At 71.4% G+C, this 18,613-nt stretch carries 15 protein-coding genes; 8 read left to right on the forward strand and 7 right to left on the reverse strand.

The genetic code is table 11. The annotated features are described in order from the left end of the window. The first annotated feature begins 69 nt into the window (after positions 1-69). The 4 genes from ACIQAC_RS37580 to ACIQAC_RS37595 all read left to right on the forward strand — a co-directional run bounded on the left by ACIQAC_RS37580 (position 70) and on the right by ACIQAC_RS37595 (position 1,377). On the forward strand, positions 70-273 hold the full coding sequence (locus ACIQAC_RS37580; protein ID WP_402199530.1) for a hypothetical protein: 204 nt from the start codon (positions 70-72) through the stop codon (positions 271-273). Continuing rightward, positions 270-491, forward strand: coding sequence for a hypothetical protein (locus ACIQAC_RS37585; RefSeq protein ID WP_402199533.1), 222 nt, complete (start codon positions 270-272; stop codon positions 489-491). The genes ACIQAC_RS37580 and ACIQAC_RS37585 overlap by 4 nt, the downstream gene beginning before the upstream one ends. Then, on the forward strand, positions 488-667 hold the full coding sequence (locus ACIQAC_RS37590) for a hypothetical protein (RefSeq protein WP_402199535.1): 180 nt from the start codon (positions 488-490) through the stop codon (positions 665-667). The genes ACIQAC_RS37585 and ACIQAC_RS37590 overlap by 4 nt, the downstream gene beginning before the upstream one ends. 533 nt (positions 668-1,200) lie before the next feature. Further along, entirely contained in the window at positions 1,201-1,377 is a 177-nt protein-coding gene (locus tag ACIQAC_RS37595) for a hypothetical protein (protein ID WP_402199537.1), read from the forward strand. 77 nt (positions 1,378-1,454) lie between these two features. On the opposite strand, the gene ACIQAC_RS37600 is transcribed toward ACIQAC_RS37595, so the two are convergent. Continuing rightward, positions 1,455-3,056, reverse strand: coding sequence for a recombinase family protein (locus tag ACIQAC_RS37600; RefSeq protein WP_402199539.1), 1,602 nt, complete (start codon positions 3,054-3,056; stop codon positions 1,455-1,457). Positions 3,057-3,151: 95 nt separating this feature from the next. On the opposite strand from ACIQAC_RS37600, the gene ACIQAC_RS37605 reads away from it, so the two are divergent. From ACIQAC_RS37605 to ACIQAC_RS37620, 4 genes are all read left to right on the forward strand, one after another. Further along, positions 3,152-3,556 carry a globin gene (locus ACIQAC_RS37605; protein WP_402199542.1) on the forward strand — a complete coding sequence of 135 codons (405 nt, stop codon included), beginning with the start codon at positions 3,152-3,154 and terminating at the stop codon, positions 3,554-3,556. 188 nt (positions 3,557-3,744) lie between these two features. After that, positions 3,745-6,978, forward strand: a complete 3,234-nt coding sequence (locus ACIQAC_RS37610; protein WP_402199544.1) for an FtsX-like permease family protein — start codon at positions 3,745-3,747, stop codon at positions 6,976-6,978. A 1-nt stretch (position 6,979) separates the two neighbouring features. Continuing rightward, positions 6,980-9,739 carry an FtsX-like permease family protein gene (locus ACIQAC_RS37615; protein ID WP_402199547.1) on the forward strand — a complete coding sequence of 920 codons (2,760 nt, stop codon included), beginning with the start codon at positions 6,980-6,982 and terminating at the stop codon, positions 9,737-9,739. Between the two features lie 148 nt (positions 9,740-9,887). After that, positions 9,888-10,844, forward strand: a complete 957-nt coding sequence (locus ACIQAC_RS37620) for an ABC transporter ATP-binding protein (protein WP_402199550.1) — start codon at positions 9,888-9,890, stop codon at positions 10,842-10,844. A gap of 22 nt (positions 10,845-10,866) precedes the next feature. Here ACIQAC_RS37620 and ACIQAC_RS37625 read toward each other — a convergent pair whose 3' ends face one another. From ACIQAC_RS37625 to ACIQAC_RS37650, 6 genes are all read right to left on the reverse strand, one after another. After that, positions 10,867-11,541 (reverse strand): hypothetical protein, encoded by a 675-nt coding sequence (locus ACIQAC_RS37625; protein ID WP_402199553.1) that lies wholly within the window; start codon positions 11,539-11,541, stop codon positions 10,867-10,869. Then, the gene (locus ACIQAC_RS37630; protein ID WP_402199555.1) at positions 11,538-11,948 is read right to left on the reverse strand and encodes an acyl-CoA thioesterase; all 411 of its coding nucleotides are present in this window, start codon (positions 11,946-11,948) and stop codon (positions 11,538-11,540) included. The genes ACIQAC_RS37625 and ACIQAC_RS37630 overlap by 4 nt, the downstream gene beginning before the upstream one ends. Positions 11,949-11,954: 6 nt before the next feature. Next, positions 11,955-13,619, reverse strand: coding sequence for an energy-dependent translational throttle protein EttA (gene ettA / locus ACIQAC_RS37635; RefSeq protein WP_402199558.1), 1,665 nt, complete (start codon positions 13,617-13,619; stop codon positions 11,955-11,957). A 185-nt stretch (positions 13,620-13,804) separates the two neighbouring features. Then, on the reverse strand, positions 13,805-14,935 hold the full coding sequence (locus ACIQAC_RS37640; RefSeq protein ID WP_402199560.1) for a TIR domain-containing protein: 1,131 nt from the start codon (positions 14,933-14,935) through the stop codon (positions 13,805-13,807). A 79-nt stretch (positions 14,936-15,014) separates the two neighbouring features. After that, a complete protein-coding gene (locus tag ACIQAC_RS37645) occupies positions 15,015-16,928 on the reverse strand; it encodes a TerD family protein (RefSeq protein ID WP_402199562.1) in 1,914 nt (637 codons plus the stop codon). A 167-nt stretch (positions 16,929-17,095) separates the two neighbouring features. Further along, positions 17,096-18,520 carry a Cys-Gln thioester bond-forming surface protein gene (locus tag ACIQAC_RS37650; RefSeq protein ID WP_402199565.1) on the reverse strand — a complete coding sequence of 475 codons (1,425 nt, stop codon included), beginning with the start codon at positions 18,518-18,520 and terminating at the stop codon, positions 17,096-17,098. Positions 18,521-18,613: the final 93 nt, after the last annotated feature.

Here is an 18,613-nt window from a genome sequence, read left to right on the forward strand (position 1 = left end):
CCTAGCTACCCGCGAATAACTGGGTATAGGCGCTAGCCGCCTCAACTGCCCGTCCACAACGTTTGGTTCATGGTCACTACAGACAAGCCGGGCACCACGGATGCCCTGGAAGCGGTAGAGGTGCTGCGGGGAGCACTGACGGCGGCGGGGATTGTCCTGCCGTCCCTGGCGGCGGATGCGGGGTCGCCGTCGCTGAATCTGATCAACCTGGGCCGGGTGAGGGCGGACGTGGCGGTGCGGCTCGCCGACGTGATCCGCCGGGGGTGCCCATGAACACGTACACACCGGAGGTCGGCGAGTTCGTGTGGGATGCGGGGGCGGGCAGGGTCGGGCGCGTGATGGGACACGTGGGTGCCGGCTGTCAGCTCCGGCCGCCGGGTGGGGGCCTGGAGTGGGACGCGCGCGGCCCGCTACGGCCCGCTACGGCGGCGGAGAAGCTGTCGGCGGGCGTGGCGCTGGCCAACGCCCGGAGCCGGGGAGAGGCGCAGTGAGCGCGCCGGTGCAGGGCCGGGTGCCGCTGTCGGCGGAGTGCGCGCTGGGCCAGCGAGCGGGGTACCGGGACGTGCACGGCCAGTGCCGCCAGACGCGGGACATCCCGCTGCCGCACGGTGGCGGCATGCTGCTCGCCCGGCGGTGCGGCTGCTCGTGCCACCGGACGCGCACGTAACTCCCAACAGCACGACGCCCGGCCGGGCAGCAACACCGGCCGGGCGTCGTCGTGTTCGTGGTGGGGGTTGGGCTGCGACGCACAGGCAGAGGCCTGCTGATCCAATTTGTCTAGATCAGCTAGTCAAGTTTCGTAACCCTGCAAAGGCGCCTGACCAGTAGAAACGCCCGAAAAAAGTTCACGAAACCGAAAGTTTGCGAAACCGCCGCAGGTAGGGGTCTACTACGCCTCAGCACAGCTTGGGAGGGCGATCCCCGAACAGGACTGTGTGCAAGGTCACTTGAGGAGTTCTGCGACCGAAGCAACGCCGAGGAACACCCCCGGAACACGTCAGCAATACCCCAGGAATGTCTCAGCAGTACCCCAGGAGCACGTCACCCATTTGCAGTCGGCCGAATCCCGATTGTCGGGGACTTCCCTAGACTCCTCACCACATGCGAAGGAGCCCTACCACCGCCCAACTGGCCTAGGAACCGAGGGCGGGAGCGGGCTCCCTGCGCGTGCCCCTACCGACGCGAAATCAGAGGAGACCCATGCACCATAACCAGTCCGGGCCTGACCTGCACAGGCAGAGTCGGGCGCGGCGGGCAGCCGAGTGGGTGAAGCGCTACCGCCGCGCTCTCGTACTGCGGGTTCTGTACGGCGCGGCGTACGGCGCGAGCACCACGGGCGTCAGCCTGCTCCTGGTCTGGCTCCAGTCCCGGCTCTGAGCGGAAACAGTCCGGCGGCCCCTCCACGTCATGGTGGAGGGGCCGCCGTGTCAGAGGCTCTCGTGTGCGGGGTGGGGTCAGGCTGCGGTCTCCCACCTGAGCCGGTCGGTTACCGGATCCCGCCAGCCCTGCGACGGCGTGATCCGTACCTGACCGAGGAGTCCGGGCGTCAGCAGTAGGGCCGCCACAGCACGCTGCCGGGGGAGATCAGCCGCCCGCCACCAGGCGACTAGGTCGGCCGCCGGATCCGATGGCAGCAGCTCCGCCAGCGGATTGGGCTCGGTGAGCTTGGTCAGCGTGGCGTCCAGGACGGCGATGTCCTGTTCGATCTCTTCAATGTCAGCGGTCCGGGCCAGACGGGCGCGCGCGGTCTTCGGCCGGGGCGCGGCTTCCAGCTCATCCAGCTCGCGGCGGAGCCGGTCCCGCTCGGCCCGCGTTGCCTGCTCCTCCGGGCCGTCGGCGGGGCGCTGGCGCAGCCGGGCAACCCGTTGGGGCGCCGCGAGGTACGCGAGGAGGACGCCCAGCTTCCGTTGGGTGGCGTCCAGGTCGCCGATGACGATCCGGTCCACCTCCTCCTTGGGGACGCGCACACAGCCCTTCTTCGCGCACTCGTATCCGAGGAGTCCCTTGCGCTGGCGGACCGTGATCGGGCCGCTGCACGGGTCGCACACAAGCGCCGCCGTCAGCACATGCTGAACGCCGGTGTCGAGGTAGGTGCGGCGGGCCGGGTCGGCGAACAACCGCTGAACATGACCGAACACCTTGCGCGACACGATCGCCTCGTACCCCGCCCACGCGACGGGGACCAGCTGGCCCTTGTGCGAGCGCAGCCCGGCGTAAGTGGGCCGGGTCAGCATCTCGCGCAGATTGCCGTCGTGGAACGGCTTGCCGGACGGGGTGACGATGCCCCGCGCTGCCCAGTCCTGTGCGATGGCGTAGACGGGCTCCGGGAGCGCGTCGGCACCGGCCGGGTTGGTGTAGAGGAGCGCCACGGACGAGTCGTCCAGGCGGTTGTCCGCAACCCCGCCCGCACGGACGAACAGCTCCGCCATGAGCGCCCCGTCGCCCGGCGCCGGGTACTGCCGGACGCAGCGGGGGCGGCCGTCGATGATCTCGTACTCGCGGGCGTAACCGAAGGGAGTGCGGCCGTGCGGACGGCCCTCCTTGGCTGCGGAGTTCACGCCTCGCACGGTACGGGCGGACAGCCGCCCGGCCTCGCGCTCCGCGTCGTTAATTCCCGCCAGGAGGGCGTGCCGGTCGGCGTAGTTTCTCGCGTCGTACGTGCGGCCGGTCTCGCCTTCACTGGTTATGTGGATCATGTAGGCGCCCCGGGCGGCCAGATCGACGATCTTCGTGCCCACGCCCATCTCGCGGGACAGGCGGCTGATCTCCCACAGCACCAGCACGTCACCGGGCTCACCGAACGCGCCCGACTCCAGGTCGGCCAGGAGCTGGTCGAAGTCGTCACGCGTGCGGCTGGCGTAGCGGCTGGCGCTTCCCGTGTCCCGGTACGCCTCGCCCCATGTCCACGGACCGTGCTCCAGCTCAGAGGCGATGTTGTCGGTGTGCTGGTCGGTGATGGACCGCGCGGTGCGTCCCTTGCCCTTGGAGACCCGCAGGTACTCGCGGGCTGTCCGCGTTGCCACCTCGGTGGCTATCTGTGCCGTAGTGATCGTCATTGCCCCTCCTGTGACGCCGTGTGCTCTTTCACCCCCAATTGTGTTACCCACAATCCGTACCTGTCCTCGGTCACCCCGTCTGAGACCATGGACGGGTGAACGAGATTCGGCGCGGCACGCTTCAGGAGCAGACCTTCTACGAGCAGGTCGGCGGGGAGGAGACCTTCCGCCGCCTGGTCCACCGTTTCTACCAGGGGGTGGCCGAGGACCCGATCCTGCGGGCGATGTACCCGGAGGAGGACCTGGGCCCCGCCGAGGAGCGGTTCCGGCTCTTTCTCATCCAGTACTGGGGCGGCCCGACGACCTACAGCGACAACCGGGGCCACCCCCGGCTGCGGATGCGCCACGCCCCCTTCGCCGTGAACCAGGCGGCGCACGACGCGTGGCTGAAGCACATGCGGGTCGCGGTCGACGAACTGGGCCTGAGCGAGGAGCACGAGCAGACCCTGTGGAAGTACCTCACCTACGCCGCCGCATCGATGGTGAACACCCCGGGCTGACCCAACTCCCGCACTGAGGCCCGGATTCCGGTCGCCGAACGCCGGATTCCGGTCACAATCCGGTCAAGTCCGGTTCACTTTCGCTTACCTCGGGCCTGCCCCCTCTGACAACATCATCCGGAGGTCCGGACCAGTCAGGGGGACGACGGGGACGACGGGGGGCGTACCGGGTGGGGTTCACGGGGGCTGTGAGGTTCGTACTGCTGCGCGGACGGGCACACCGTCTGCTGCTGGCGGCCGCGTTGCTCACCGTGCTGCTGACCACGGCCGTACTGGCCACGCTCGCCGCGTACGCGGGTGCGATCGGTGACGCCGCGCTGCGCCACTCGCTTCAGGACCAGCACAACGCCGCCGACGCCTCGCTGATCGTCAAGGCCGACGTGGACGCCGATCAGCGCGCCGCCGCGGACGGCGCCGTGGCGGACGCCGCGCGCCGTACCTTCGCGGGCCTGCCGGTGACCGTACGGACCTTCCAGCGCTCGGGCCCGTACGCGCTGCCCGCCGCACTGCGGCCCAAGGACTCCAAGGCCTCCCCCGACGAACCCGACCTGACGCACTTCGCCGCCCTGGACCGCTCGCAGGTCCGTATCGAGTCGGGCCGGCTGCCGCGCACCGCGCAGGGTTACGTCGAGGCCGCCGTCCCGCACACCACCGCCGAGCGCCTCGGGCTGAGGGCCGGCGACCGGCTCACCCTCACCGACCGCCTCCGCGGCCCCGACGTCCGGGTCCGGATCACCGGCGTCTACCGCCCGACAACCCCCTCGGCGGCGTACTGGCAGCTCGACGAACTCCAGGGCCGGGGCGTCAAGCAGGGCGGTTTCACGACCTACGGCCCCCTGCTCGCCGCCGACGGGACGCTGACCGGCGGCGCGGTGAGCACGGGGACGTCCGGGTGGCTGGCGTCGGCGGACTTCACGGCACTGACCACGGACCGGATCGACGCCCTGCGCGAGGCGGCCCGTACCGGCGCGTCGGGCCTGCGCGAGCAGGAGGCGCTCAGCGGCACCACGGCCGCGAGCACCCAACTGCCCGCCGTACTCGACCGGATCGAACGCTCGCTGCTCGTCTCACGCTCCACCCTGCTGATCATCGCCCTGCAACTGGTCCTCCTCGCGGGCTGCGCGCTGCTGCTCGTGGCCCGGCTGCTGAGCGCCGAACGCGCGGGCGAGACAAGGCTGTTGCGGGCCCGCGGCGGCTCGCGTGCCCGGATCGCCCTGCACGCGGCCCTGGAATCGGTGCTGTTGGCCGTCCCCGCGCTGCTGCTCGCGCCCCTGCTGGCCGGACCACTGACCCGACTGCTCGCCGGACAGGGCGCGTTGGACCGGATCGGGCTGCGGCTCGACGTGTCCGGGGTGGGGGACGCGGGCGTCTGGCTGGTGGCGGCGGCCGCGGCGCTCGGCTGCGCGCTCGCGGTGACGCTGCCCGCGCTGGCGTCGGTCGGCTTCCGGGCGGGCCGGGCGCGGGCGCTGCCGGGCGCGGTACGGGCGGGCGCGGACGTCGGCCTGCTGGTGGTGGCCGGGGTCGCGTACTGGCAGACCTCCGGTGTCGTCGCCGACGACACCTCCGGCACCCTGGGCATCGATCCGCTGCTGGTCGCGGCGCCCGCGCTGGCCCTGCTCGCCGGGACCGTGCTGACGCTGCGGCTGCTGCCGCCGGTGGCCCGGCTCGCGGAGCGCAGGGCGGCCGGCGGGCGCGGCCTCGCTGCGGCGCTGGCGGGCTGGCAGCTCAGCCGGCGTCCGATGCGCGGCGCGGGCCCGGTGCTGCTGCTCGTCCTCGCCATCGCGCTCGGCATGCTGGCGATCGGACAGGGCGCCTCCTGGGACCGGTCGCAGGACGACCAGGCCGACTTCCGGGCGGGCACACCGGTCCGGGTGGTGGGCGCCGGGGAACCGGAGCCGGGGCGTGCCGTCGAGTACGCGGGCCTGCCGCACGTCGACTCGGCCGCGCCCGCCGTCCGCGGCGGGCAGACCCTGTCCGGCAACCGGACCGCGACCGTACTCGCCCTCGACACCGGCCAGGCCGCCGGTTCGCTCCTCATGCGCCCCGACCTGGCCGACGAGCCCGTGGACAGGATGTTCAGGTCCCTGGCCCCGAAGGAGAAGCCGGCCGGCGCGACCCTGCCCGCGGGCACCGCCGAACTCCGGGTGACCGCGTCCCTCGCCGGCGCCTCACCCGGCACACGGGCGGACGCGCTGGTGACGGCCCTGGACGCCAACGGTGTCCCGTACGACTTCCCGGCCGGTCAGCTCCTGGCCGACGGGCGCCCCCACACACTGACCGCCGACGTGAGTGCGGCCGTCGGCGAGCTCACCCTGACGACGGTCGAGATCGCCGTCGGCCAGCCCCTCGGCCGCCCGGAGCAACACCGTTTCTCGGTGCGGGAGTTGAACGTCGAGGCGACCGACGGGACGGTACGGCGGGTGGCGCTGCCCGCCGACTGGGAGGCGAGGACGGAGGGCGAGAACCCCGACGAGGACGAGCTGGCGGATTTGCTCGACGACGACACCATGCCGACCAAGCCGCGGCTCGTCTCCAAGCAGCCGCCGACCGCCCAGTACGGCACGGGCTACCGCCCCGACGAGTTCTCCTACGCCACCATCGTCACCACCCGCCTCCAGGTCGCCCAGCCCGCCCTGCCCCCGCTCACGGCCGTCGCCACCGACCGCTATCTCGACTCCACCGGCGCCCGCACCGGACAGAGCGTCGACCTCACCCTCGGCGGCGAGACCCTGCCGGTGAAGATCGTGCGCTCGCTGCCCGTACTGCCGACCACGCCCGAGGACAGCGACGGCGGCGCGATCCTTCTCGACCTGCGGGCCGTCAACCAGATCCTGCACGTGCGGTACGGGTCGGCCGTGCTGCCCACCGAGTGGTGGCTGGGCACCTCCGCGCCGGGCGCCGCCGCCGACGCCCTGCGCACCCGCCCGGAACTGGACCCCGAGCAGGTGATCGTGCGCGACGAAATAGCCGCCGAACTCCGCGACGACCCCTTCGGCGCGGGCCCCGAGGCCGCCTTCACCGCGGCCGCGGGGGTCGCGGCGGCACTGGCCGCGGTCGGGTTCGCGGTGAGCGCAGCGGGGTCGCTGCGCGAGCGGGACGCGGAGTTCGCCGTACTGCGCGCCCTCGGCGCCCCACGCCGCCGGCTGGCCCGGACCATCGCCGCCGAACAGGGCGTACTGGTGGGCCTGGCGCTTCTGGTCGGCGCGGTCCTCGGTGTGGTCCTCACCCGGACGGTGATCCCTCTGATCGTCCTCACCTCACGCGCCACCCGCCCGGTCCCGGAGGTCCTCGTCGAACTCCCGCCGGCCGGAGTGGCCGTACTCCTCGCGGCGGTGGCCGTGACGCCTCTGGTGGTGACGGGGGCGCTGGCCCTGCGGCGCACCGACCCGGTGGCCTCGCTGCGGGAACAGGGCGGTGAGTGACGTGCGACGACCCGGACGCCGTACGGCCGCGGCGGACCACTCCCCTGCGCTCGCCGCCCCCTGGATCCGGACCCGGCTGCGGGCCGCGCCGGCCGCCGCCTGGGCGTTGCTGGTGCTGGTCGCGCTGACCGCGTGTCTGGCCGCGGTGTTCCCGCGCGCGGTCGACCGGTACCAGGACGACGGGCTGCGCCGGGCGCTCGACGACGCCGGGGCCGACCGTTCCACCGTGCAGCTGGACGCGCCGGAGCCCGACGTGGGCCTGTCCCTCGCCGAGCGGGAGAAGGCGCTGCGGCCACAGACACTCGCCCGGCAGTTCGTGAAGGTCGGCGAGGCGGCCGAGGCGCCCTTCACGCCCGACCGCCACGAGTCGGCGTACGGCGTGCGCACACTCGGCGCCCTGCCCGTGCCCGAACGCTGGATTCCGCAGCCCAGCGGACTGCCCGCCCAGGTCACCCTGGTCGCCCAGTCGGGCCTCGCCGACCACAGCCGGCTGGAGTCGGGCCGCCTGCCACGGGTGAGCGCGCCGCCGGTGACCGCCCGGACGCCGGAGGTGGAGGCCGCGGTCAGCGCCGAGACCGCCGAGCGTATGCACATCAGGACCGGTTCGGTGATCCACGTCCCCGGCGTGGGCCGCGAGCCCCTCGCCGTACGCGTCACCGGCGTCTTCGCGCCGACCAACCCCGGCGGCTCCTACTGGTCGACCGTGCCCCTGCTGCGCACCCCGGCCCTCGTCCGCGTACCGGACGACCCGGACCGCGGCGGCTACTGGCTCGGTGCCCTGCATCTCGCCCCCGAGGCCGCCCCGGCGATGCTGGGCACGGACGGCAAGCCGTCGCGCTACTGGTATCTCGCCCCCGCGACCGGCCCCCTGCACGCCCACGACCTGTCCCGGCTGCGGTCCGCCGTCGCCGGGCTGGAGTCGGGCCCCGGACTGCGGGCCGTGCGCCAGGCCACCGACATACGCACCGAGGTGCAGACCGACCTCGACGACGTCGTCACCGAGTACGAGCGGCTGCGCGCCGGCGTGCGCCCGCTGATCGCCGTCGCGGCCGTCGGCACCGGCACGGTCGCCGCCGTGGTCCTGGTCATGGCGGGTGGTCTCGCCGCCGAGCGCCGCCGCAGCGAACTCGCCCTGCTGCGCGCCCGCGGCGCCTCCCTGCGCGGCCTCGCCGCCCGGCTGCTCGGCGAGACGGCGGTCGTCGCCGTGCCCGCCGGCGCGGCCGGACTGGGGGCCGCGCTGCTCCTCGTCCCCGAGGGCCGCCGTACGCCCGCGCTGCTCGCCGCGCTTGCGGTCACCGTCGCCGCCGCGGTCGCCCTGCCGCTGCGCGCGGTCGCGGCCCACCGGGTCGTGCGGGTGCACGACACCCGCGCGGACGTGACGTCCGTACGTCCGTCCCGACGCCGTACGGTCGCCGAGCTGACCCTGGTCGTGCTGGCCGTCGGCGCGGTCGTCACCCTGCGCCGCCGCGGTACCGCCGGTGACGAACTGGCCTCGGTGGCACCGGTGCTGGTCGCCGTGATCGCGGCGCTGGTGCTGGTGCGGCTGTACCCGCTGCCGTTGCGTGGCCTCGCCCGTCCGGCCGCCCGGCTGCGGGGCGCGGTGGGGCATCTGTCCCTGGCCCGCGCGGGCCGCGGTTCGGCCTCCGCCGTACTGCCGCTCCTTGCCCTGTCGATCGCGCTCACCACGGCGGCCTTCGGCGGTTCGGTGGTGGCCGGGGTGCACGAGGCCCGCGACCGGGCCGCCCTGCTCGCCGTCGGCGCCGACGCCCGCGTGGAGGCGACGGCCCCGCTCCCGGCCGACGTCCCGGACCGCGTCCGCGAGGCGCCGGGCGTACGGTCCACCAGCGTCCTGAGCGTCGACTACCAGGCCCACCCCAACGCGGGCCGCCAGTCGGTGCCGTTCGTGGGGGCGGACGTGTCCTCCTACGCGGCGCTGGCCACGCACACCGGGCTCGGCGGGTTCGGCGCGGACGAGTTGCGCCGGCCGACCTCCGACCGCGATCCGCTGCCCGCCCTCGCCTCCCGGGTCACCGCCGACACCTACGGCACCCGCCCGTTCCCGGTCCGCCTCGGCGACGGCACCACGGTCACCGTGCGCATCGCCCTGGTCCGGGAGAGCACGCCGGCGGTGGCCGGCACGGAGTTCCTGGTCGTGGACCGGGCGGGGCTCGGCAGCGACGCGGCGCGCCCCACGGCGGTACTGGCGACGGGGTCGGCGATCGGCGGTGACGGGATGCGTGCGGCCGCCGCCGACAGTGACGCCCATGTCCAGCTCCGGTCGGAGGAGCGGGAGCGGTTCGTCGACTCCCCGCTCCAGGCCGGCGTCGAACGGCTCTACGCGGCGGCGGTGGTGGCGGGTGCGGGATTCGCCGTGCTGGCGCTGCTGTTGTCGCTGCTGCGTGCGGCGCCGGAACGTGCGGCGCTGCTGGCCCGATTGCGCACGATGGGGCTCACGCGGGCGCAGGGGCGGCGGCTGCTGGTGCTGGAGTCCCTGCCGCAGGCGGCCCTCGCGGCCATGGGCGGCGCGCTGACGGGCTGGGCGACGATCCGGCTGCTCGCGCCGGGCGTCGACCTGACCTCGATCGCCCTCCCTTCCGACACCGCGGCGACCGTCCCGGCCGAACTCCACACGGACGCACTGTCCTTGGCCGTCCCCGCCACAGCGGTCCTCCTCCTCACCCTCACCGTGGCCACCACCCAGGCCTGGTGGACAGGACGACGATCCGCGGTAACGGAACTGCGGGCGGGGGATGCGCGATGACGCCGGACGCGGCCGCAGGTAGCCGCGCCAGTCGCCGTAGCTGCGGGCAGGCGTGCCGCAGGGCGGCACGGGCGGGCACAGCGGCACTCCGTCGGCGCCGGGTTGCGCAACGCCACGCCCCCACGCCCCGCACCGCCCAAGGAGCCCCATGACAACCAACCCCACCCTCACCGACCTCGCTCAGAAGGCGGCCGCGGCCCGCAACACCCCCACCTACGGCCACGACGCCCTCATCACCTGCGACCGCCTGGTCAGGATCTTCACAACGGACGGTGTGGAGGTCCAGGCCCTCCAGGGCCTCGACCTCCTCGTCCGCAAGGGCGAACTCATGGCCCTGGTGGGCGCGTCCGGCAGCGGCAAGTCCACCCTCATGAACATCCTCGCCGGCCTGGACACCCCCACCGCGGGCGCCGCGAGGGTCGCAGGCCGCGACCTCCTCACGATGACCGCGAAGGACCGCCTCGCCTACCGCCGCAACACCGTCGGCTTCGTCTGGCAGCAGACCTCCCGCAACCTCCTTCCCTACCTGACCGCCGCCCAGAACGTCACCCTGCCCATGCAGCTCACCGGCTCCCGCCGACGCCGCCGCGCCCAGACCGAACGCGCCCTGGAACTCCTGGAGTTGCTCCAGGTCCCGGACTGCCGGGACCGCCGCCCGCACCAGATGTCCGGCGGCCAGCAACAGCGCTGCGCGATCGCCGTGGCCCTCGCCAACGATCCCGCGGTGCTGCTCGCCGACGAACCCACCGGCGAACTCGACTCCCACACCGCGGAACAGGTCTTCGCCGCGTTCCGCGACGCGAACGAGCAGCTCGGCACGACCATCGTCATCGTCACCCACGACCAGGCGGTGGCCGGCGAGGTCCGCCGTACCGTGGCCATCCGGGACGGCCGTACCTCCACGGAGGTCCTGCGCCGCAGTGAGATCGACGCGACGACCGGCCACGAGACGGTGGTGGCGCGCGAGTACGCCATGCTGGACCGGGCCGGCCGCCTCCAGCTCCCCGCGGACTACACCAGGGCCCTGAACATGCGTGACCGGGTGGCGCTGGAACTGGAGCCGGACCACATCGGGATCTGGCCGGACGACAGCGACACGCACTGAGGCGAGGCGGCGGACCGGCAGGTCAGCGCACGCTGATCCCCAACGCCCCGGCACCCGCCCGCCGTACGGCGACGGACCCGTAGGGCGTACGCAGCCGCAGCCACGCTCCGGAGGAGAACAACCCGGCCTCCTCCAGGGCCTCGTTGCGGAGGAAGCCCAGCGACTGGGCGGCGTGCACGGCACGCACCGGCAGTCCGGTCTCCCCGACCGTCCGGGACCAGATCTCCCGCCCGATCCGGTCGAGTTCGGCCCGCGTCCGCAGCTCGGGCACCAACTCCCGCGTACGGGCCTTGAATTCGGCGACGACCGCACCGACCAGCGCACGCAGCGCGTCGGGCTCCGGCAGCCCGGACAGGGGCCGCCATCCGCCCCGGGGGGGCAGTACGCCGGCCCAGGGCGGCCCGGTCACGGCGTCCGGCACACCCGTGGTGGCGGCCGCCTCGTCCACGGTCTCCAGCAGCTCACCGGCGGAGACGGTCACGTCGAGGACGACGTCGAGCCCGTTCTCGTACGGCTTGGCCAGGCGTACCGCGCGGATCGCGAGCACCTCGAAGGAGGGCGGCCGGCCGAAGACGGCGAGCGTGGTGCCCGCCGCCTGGAGCCGGACCGCGGCTCCACGGTCGTAGTGGAGCAGCCGGGAGAGGAAGGCCGCGAGGTCCGCCGCCTCCCCCTCGTCGGCGAGGTGGAGCACCGTCATGCGGCGACGGCCTCCTCCTCGTCGTCCCGGTAGCTTTCGAGGAACTCGCGTTCCTCGCTGGTGATCCGGCGCGGGCGCTGCGCCTCGAAGTCGAACGGCACGATGACCGTGGAGGCGCGCACATAGACCAGGTCGTCGTCCTTCACCTCGTAGGTGATGGTGAAGGACGCGGCCCTGATCTCGGTGATCCACAGCTCTATGTCCACCGGGTGGTGCCGGTGGACGAGCTGCCGCTTGTAGTCGATCTCGTGGCGCGCCACCACCGACCCCTGTTTGAAGTCCTTCTCGGGACGGAACAGGAAGTCGATCCGGGCTTCCTCCAGGTAGCGGACGAAGACGGCGTTGTTGACGTGGCCGTACGCGTCCATGTCCGACCAGCGGAGGGGGCAGCGGTAGATGTGGCGCAAGATCGATCAGTCCCGGGTCAGCTTCTTGTAGGTGGCCCGGTGCGGACGGGCGGCGTCCGCGCCGAGGCGCTCGATCTTGTTCTTCTCGTACGACTCGAAGTTGCCCTCGAACCAGAACCACTTGGACTCGCCCTCGTAGGCGAGGATGTGCGTGGCCACGCGGTCAAGGAACCACCGGTCGTGGGAGACGACCACAGCGCAGCCGGGGAACTCCAGCAGCGCGTTCTCCAGCGAGGAGAGGGTCTCCACGTCGAGGTCGTTGGTCGGCTCGTCGAGGAGCAGCAGGTTGCCGCCCTGCTTGAGGGTGAGCGCGAGGTTGAGGCGGTTGCGCTCACCGCCGGAGAGCACCCCGGCCGGCTTCTGCTGGTCGGGACCCTTGAAGCCGAAGGCCGACACATACGCCCGGCTCGGCATCTCGACCTGACCGACGTTGATGTAGTCGAGCTCGTCGGAGACGACGGCCCACAGCGTCTTCTTCGGGTCGATGTTCTCGCGGCTCTGGTCGACGTAGGAGATCTTGACGGTGTCGCCGACCTTGATGGTGCCGGTGTCGGGCTGCTCGAACCCCTGGATCATCTTGAACAGGGTGGTCTTGCCGGCGCCGTTGGGGCCGATCACGCCGACGATGCCGTTGCGCGGCAGGGTGAAGGAGAGGTTGTCGATGAGGACCTTGTCGCCGAACGCCTTGCTGAGGTTCTCGACCTCCACGACGACGTTGCCCAGGCGGGGGCCCGGCGGGATCTGGATCTCCTCGAAGTCCAGCTTCCGCATCTTGTCCGCCTCGGCGGCCATCTCCTCGTAACGGGCGAGGCGCGCCTTGGACTTGGCCTGGCGCCCCTTGGCGTTCGACCGCACCCACTCCAGCTCGTCCTTGAGCCGCTTCTGCCGCTTGGCGTCCTTCGCACCCTCGACCTTGAGCCGGGTGGTCTTGGTCTCCAGGTACTTGGAGTAGTTGCCCTCGTAGCCGTGCAGGCGGCCGCGGTCGACCTCGCAGATCCAGCCGGCCACGTTGTCCAGGAAGTACCGGTCGTGGGTGACGGCGACGACGGCGCCGTCGTACTGCGCGAGGTGCTGCTCCAGCCAGTTCACCGACTCGGCGTCGAGGTGGTTGGTGGGCTCGTCGAGGAGCAGCAGGTCGGGCGCCTCCAGGAGCAGCTTGCACAGCGCCACGCGGCGGCGCTCACCACCGGAGAGGGTGGTGACGGGCCAGTCGCCGGGCGGGCAGCCCAGGGCGTCCATGGCCTGCTCCAGCTGGGCGTCGAGGTCCCACGCGTTGGCGTGGTCCAGGTCCTCCTGGAGCTTGCCCATCTCCTCCAGCAGCGCGTCCGAGTAGTCGGTCGCCATCTGCTCGGCGATCTCGTTGAACCGGTCGAGCTTGCCCTTGACCTCGGAGACACCCTCCTGGACGTTCTCCAGGACGGTCTTCTCCTCGTTCAGCGGGGGCTCCTGGAGCAGGATGCCGACACTGGCGCCCGGGGAGAGGTACGCGTCGCCGTTGGACGGCTGCTCCAGCCCCGCCATGATCTTCAGAACGGTCGACTTACCGGCACCGTTCGGGCCGACGACGCCGATCTTCGCACCCGGAAGGAAGTTCAGGGTGACGTCGTCGAGGATCACCTTGTCGCCGTGCGCTTTGCGCGCCTTGCGCATGGTGTAAATGAACTCAGCCAAGAGAAACCGTCCGGCAGCTTGAAACTGGCAGTGGGCAGATACACCCCATCTTGCCTGACGTCCACCCTCGGGTGGTAACCCGTTTGCCGGGACGCCCGTGACCTGGACTTTCCCCACCTCCACCGGCGTCCGCCGGAGCCGGCGCCTTCGGGTCGGCTCCGGCTCCCCCGGTCAGGCATCTGCCGCTAGGGCCGGTCCACGTCGCCCAGGTCGGTGTCGTCGATCATGCGGTTCCACTCGTCGATGACCGCCTGACCGTCGATGACCTTCTGCACCGAGGCCTGAATCGTCCTGAACTGTGGCCTCAGGCGGCTGCTGCTTCGGGCGGCGCCCCCGACATTGTCGGAGAATCCCTGAAGCTGGGCCGTCGTTTCCCTGGTCACACCGGCCAGCTCCCTGATCTCCTTGAAGAAGTCGTGGGCGGCCTGACGATCCTCCGGCGACAGATCACCCTCACCCGCGAGCCTGATGAAGCCAATGATTCCCGGGTCGATTGCCGACAACTTCGCCCAGTACTGGGAGCCCAGCGCGTCGACCTCCGCAACGGGTTCGGCAAGGCGTTCCGCGAGTTGTTCCGCCACACGCATTCGACCGGCGAATCCGCCCCCTCGGTCGTCGGAGGTGCCGATTTCCTGAGTCGCCCACGTCGAGGCCTGACCGATGACCGCAATCACCGCGGCGAACTTCTGGATGATCTCCAGCCAAGCCGGAAGCGCCTCCTCGGCCTCCGCCATGACCTCGATAAAGCCGGGCGGCTCTTCGGCGGCCTCCTGGGACATCTCCACGGGCCGGGCGGGAGGCGCGGACTCCAGGATCGCGGAGATCCTCAGGGCGAGCTTGTGGACCGCTTGCCGGTAGACGGGGGAGTCCTCGTCCTCCAGTCGAAGCTCACGCCAGTCCACCCACTGCCGTCTGGCGATCAGCTCGACGACTTCGTCGGCCGGCTCGCCCTCGGTCTCCTGCACGAGCTGCGGGACGTTCACGTAGTGAATGGGGAGCAGCAGCTCGTCCAGCCCAAGGCTGGCCGCATGCCCGGAGAACTTGATCACCTCGCGCCTGCATTCCTGGCTCTTGAGGAACTTGGGTGTGACGACAGGGATCAGGAAGGTCGTTCCGGTGAGCGCGGATTCGAGTCGTATCCGCCATGCGTCACCCCACTCGATCGACCTCTTGTCGAGGAAGATTTCAAGCGGCTCACCGGTAATCATCTCGAATGCACTGGCGATAAGCTCGGACAGGCGTACGATTCGCCCGTCGTCCAATTCGTCGTCGCGGTGCGTGTAACTCCAGAACCCGGCCGACTGCTCGTTGTTCATAAAACGCGAGGGTAGTGAATAGGACTGGAGCACATACCGGATTTCGTAAATTACGTGGAATGGAGCGGTGGCAGTGCCCTCAGTCGACGATCGCGACCCCGTATCCCCGGGCGAGGGCGTCGAGACCGTGGTCGTAGCCTTGGCCTACGGCGCGTAGGCGCCAGAGCGGGCCTCTGCGGTAGAACTCGGCGAGCAGCATGGTGCGCTCGGTCGTGGCGGCGTCCAGTGTCGCCTGGGCGATCGGCGCTCCGTTGCCGCCGGGTGCCACGCCGATCTGGATGGCACCGACCGTCCCGAAGGTCGCGGTGCCGTCGATCGCCGCCGCCACGACGACCTTGCGGGTCGCAGGCGGCAGGGATGCCAGGTCGAGGGCGATGGTCTGTTCGGCGGGACCGCCGGTCAGCAGCCGGACCGTCCCGGCGGGGCACTCGGGAGCTCCGTAGAAGACGAAGTCCTCGTCGAAGACCACCTGTTCGTCCTCGTCGAGGAGGAAGGCCACCACGTCGATCTCGTCGTCGGCGTGCGGGGCCCAGCCGGCGGTGACATGCCACTCCGGTACGGATCCGCCGTGCGGCACGGGCAGATCGATGACGCCGCCTCTCGGCACCACCCGCGGTGCCTGGAACCGGAGAGTCGTCTCGGCCGGGGCGGCGATCGCCGGATCGGCAAGCCAGTGGACGTCGTGCACAGGAAGCTGGAGGGCGGTGATGCGGTTCATCCGCCGGTCGTCCTCCCCTCCCGGCAGGAGTACGACGTCGCTGACGCTGGCGGAGAGGTTGATCGCCGCGGAGCCGCCCAGCTCGACGATGCGTGTGCGGGCGGCCACCGCATCGGCATGAGTGCCGCCGAGCACCAACACCCGGCGCCGGGCGAGAGATCCACTGCCCGGGGTGCCCGTCGGGGGCTCGGGTTGGCGCGGTGCGTGGACCGATGCAGCAGGCACGACCGGTGAAAGAGCCGGCGGTTCCTGGACGGGTACGGCCGTGACGGTACTGGTCGGGTACTCCGAAGGCGCGCGCTGATCCTCGTCCGGCTCGGTCCCGGGCGCCGTCACGAGGACCGTCGTCGGCTCGTGAACCGTCCCGGGTCGCACTTCCGCCAGCAGTTGCAGGAAGGTGTGCTCGTCGATGACCGGCACACCTTCCGCGCGTGCGCGTCGGGCCTTGGCCGAGTCGGGCGTTCGTTCATTGGTGACCAGCACGCTGGTGTGTCGGCTCACGGAGCCCATCATGTTCAGCCCGGCGGCCACTCCTCGCCCGATGAGTTCGGCCCGGGCATGGGTTGTCTCACCGGTGATCGCGACCTTCATCCCCTGCTGGAGACGCGCATCGGGAGTCAGCCGACCCGGATTGCGGTAGGCACAGGGCGTCTTGGGCGGCTTCGGCGTGAACTGGGACTCGGCCCGGGGCGGGCAGGTCACCAACGGCAGGGGCAGATCGAGCTGGGCCGCCTCACGAAGCGAGGCCCGCAGAATCCCGGCCAGTACCCGGGTGTCGTCCAACGCGTCGTGGGCCCGCAGCTGAGGGATGCCGTAGTGCGCGGCCAGTGTCCCGAGCTTCATGTCCTCCGTCGGCGGATCCACCTGCCGGTTCAGTGCCAGGGTGCACAGCCGTCGTGACACCGGCAGCCACATCCGCGCGCGAGCGAACTCGTGGGCCAGGAAGTCGTAGTCGAACTGCGCGTTGTGGGCCACCAGGACCCGGCCCTTCAGCATTGCTCCGATCCGCTCGCCGACCTGGTCGAAGGCCGGCGCACCCCGCAGCCGTTCGGCCGTCAGCCCGTGCACGTTCACCGGACCCGGATCGCATCCCGGATCGAGCAGCGTCGAGAACTCCCCCGTCTGCTCACCGTCCGGACCCAGCGTGATCACCGCGACGGACAACACCCGGTCCCGCCGGGGCACGAGCCCCGAGGTCTCGACGTCCACCAGGGCCCAGTCATGCGCGTAGTCGCCCGTGACGGGCACGTCCACGGAAGCGTAGGAACGACTCATGGCGCCAAGGGTGAGTGGACAAGTCACCCCTCTTCAACCCGCATGACCATTTACCCCGGTATGGAACCGTACGGGTGACCTACAGACCAGGCGCTTAGAAGGCGCTTGGCCTGTAGGTCGAGTGGTGAGGGAGCTGCGGTCGTGAGTGGCTGCGGTGTGCCGGAGCGTCAGTCGTTGGTGGGGGACTTCTTGTTGCGGACGAGGATCAGGGCCGTGCCGCCGATGATGACCAGGCCGATGGCCACGCCGCCGATGAGGGGGGTGGCTCCGGAGCTGCCGGTCGCGGCGAGGTTGAGTTCCTCGGAGGTGCCGCCGACCGTGGCGGGGCTGGGTTCGCTGAGGATCTGGGTGGACTCGCCGGCCGTCATGGTGCTGGTCTCGGTGAGGCAGTCCAGGACGCCCGTGAAGCGCTTCTCCAGGCCGCCGGGGCCGGTGATCGTGAAGTCGTAGGCCTGATCCTCCTGGAGGGGGATCGTCACCGTGCGGGTGGTGTCGGCCGGGATGCTGTGCTCGGTGCCGAGGAGTTCGAAGGTGAACGGCTCGTCGCCCCGGTTGGCGGCAGTGATGTCGACGCCGCCCTCGGCGCAGTTCTCCGCGGCGGACAGCGCCGGGACGGAGCCGGTCTCGGCCCATGCGGCGCTCGCCGTCGCGGTGACCGTCGACTCGCTGGAGCCGGCGAGGATCTGCGTCTGGCTGCGGCCCTCGGACGCGAAGGCGCGGCCCACCGGCACGGTCGTGGAGGCGTGCACGGTCAGTTCGGCCGTGCCGTCGGCGGCGCCGGAGGGCACTTTGAAGAACAACTCGGTGCCGTTCTTCGCCGTGTTGACGTCCTCGCCGTCCTCGTCGACGATCCGCACCCCCGTGGTGGCCGCGTCCGCCGGGGGCGCCACCGCCACACTGTCCGCGTCGGTGCGTACGGTCACCGGGCCGAGCAGTTCGCCCTGCCGGCCGGAGACCGCCGGCGGGTCCAGCGTCAGCGAGGCGCTCGGCTCCGCCGCCGAACCCGCGTTCTTGTACAGGTAGTCCGCCAGCTTCTCGGCCTGCGGGTCGACGGCGTCGACGTCCGCCGCGTCCGAGTAGCGCCAGATCGCCACCTGTGTGCCGGCCGCCGCGTCCTGCTCGGTGAACTCCGCGCCGATGCCCGCCTTGCGCGCGAGTTCCGCGAGGTCGTTCACCTGCGGGTAGGAGTTCTCCAGGATCCAACGGATGCGGCCCGCATCCTTGTTGGCGCCGAGAGACGTGCCGCTCCACGGCGTCTCGCGGTACTTCGCGTCCTTCTGCGTCGGGTTGTACAGGTCGACGCAGTACGTCTGAAGCATCCCGCCGCCGTCGACGGACATCCCGAACAGGCCCGCCGACACCTGCTGGTCGCCCTCCTCGCCGTGGATGACGGCGTCCCCGTACGTCTTCAGGCCGCCTATCGTGGCGATCGCCCCGCCCTGGCCCGGCGTTGTCCCGTCCGCCACGGCCTGACCGGCGGCGGCCAGCACTCCGACGGCGACCAGCCCGGACACCAGCGCGGCGGCGGCCGGGCGGACCGCCCCTCGCCCACGCACCAGCGACGCGAACGGCACGGACAACGAAGAAAGCACGGAATTCCCCTTCGTGCAGGACCCATTGACGTGGGGAGTGGTCCCACCAGCAGAATCAGCAGCCTCTGGAGCCACGCCCGGCATCCTAGGGAG

It is taken from the genome of Streptomyces sp. NPDC088387, assembly GCF_044753385.1.
In the GTDB taxonomy this organism is placed as follows: Bacteria; Actinomycetota; Actinomycetes; order Streptomycetales; family Streptomycetaceae; genus Streptomyces.

Coding starts and splice junctions, on each gene's coding strand:
- ACIQAC_RS37640 (WP_402199560.1), bottom strand. CDS start 14,935: ATGAACAACGAGCAGTCGGCCGGGTTCTGGAGTTACACGCACCGCGAC.
- ACIQAC_RS37600 (WP_402199539.1), bottom strand. CDS start 3,056: ATGACGATCACTACGGCACAGATAGCCACCGAGGTGGCAACGCGGACA.
- ACIQAC_RS37595 (WP_402199537.1), top strand. CDS start 1,201: ATGCACCATAACCAGTCCGGGCCTGACCTGCACAGGCAGAGTCGGGCG.
- ACIQAC_RS37580 (WP_402199530.1), top strand. CDS start 70: ATGGTCACTACAGACAAGCCGGGCACCACGGATGCCCTGGAAGCGGTA.
- ACIQAC_RS37625 (WP_402199553.1), bottom strand. CDS start 11,541: ATGACGGTGCTCCACCTCGCCGACGAGGGGGAGGCGGCGGACCTCGCG.
- ACIQAC_RS37585 (WP_402199533.1), top strand. CDS start 270: ATGAACACGTACACACCGGAGGTCGGCGAGTTCGTGTGGGATGCGGGG.
- ACIQAC_RS37645 (WP_402199562.1), bottom strand. CDS start 16,928: ATGAGTCGTTCCTACGCTTCCGTGGACGTGCCCGTCACGGGCGACTAC.
- ACIQAC_RS37620 (WP_402199550.1), top strand. CDS start 9,888: ATGACAACCAACCCCACCCTCACCGACCTCGCTCAGAAGGCGGCCGCG.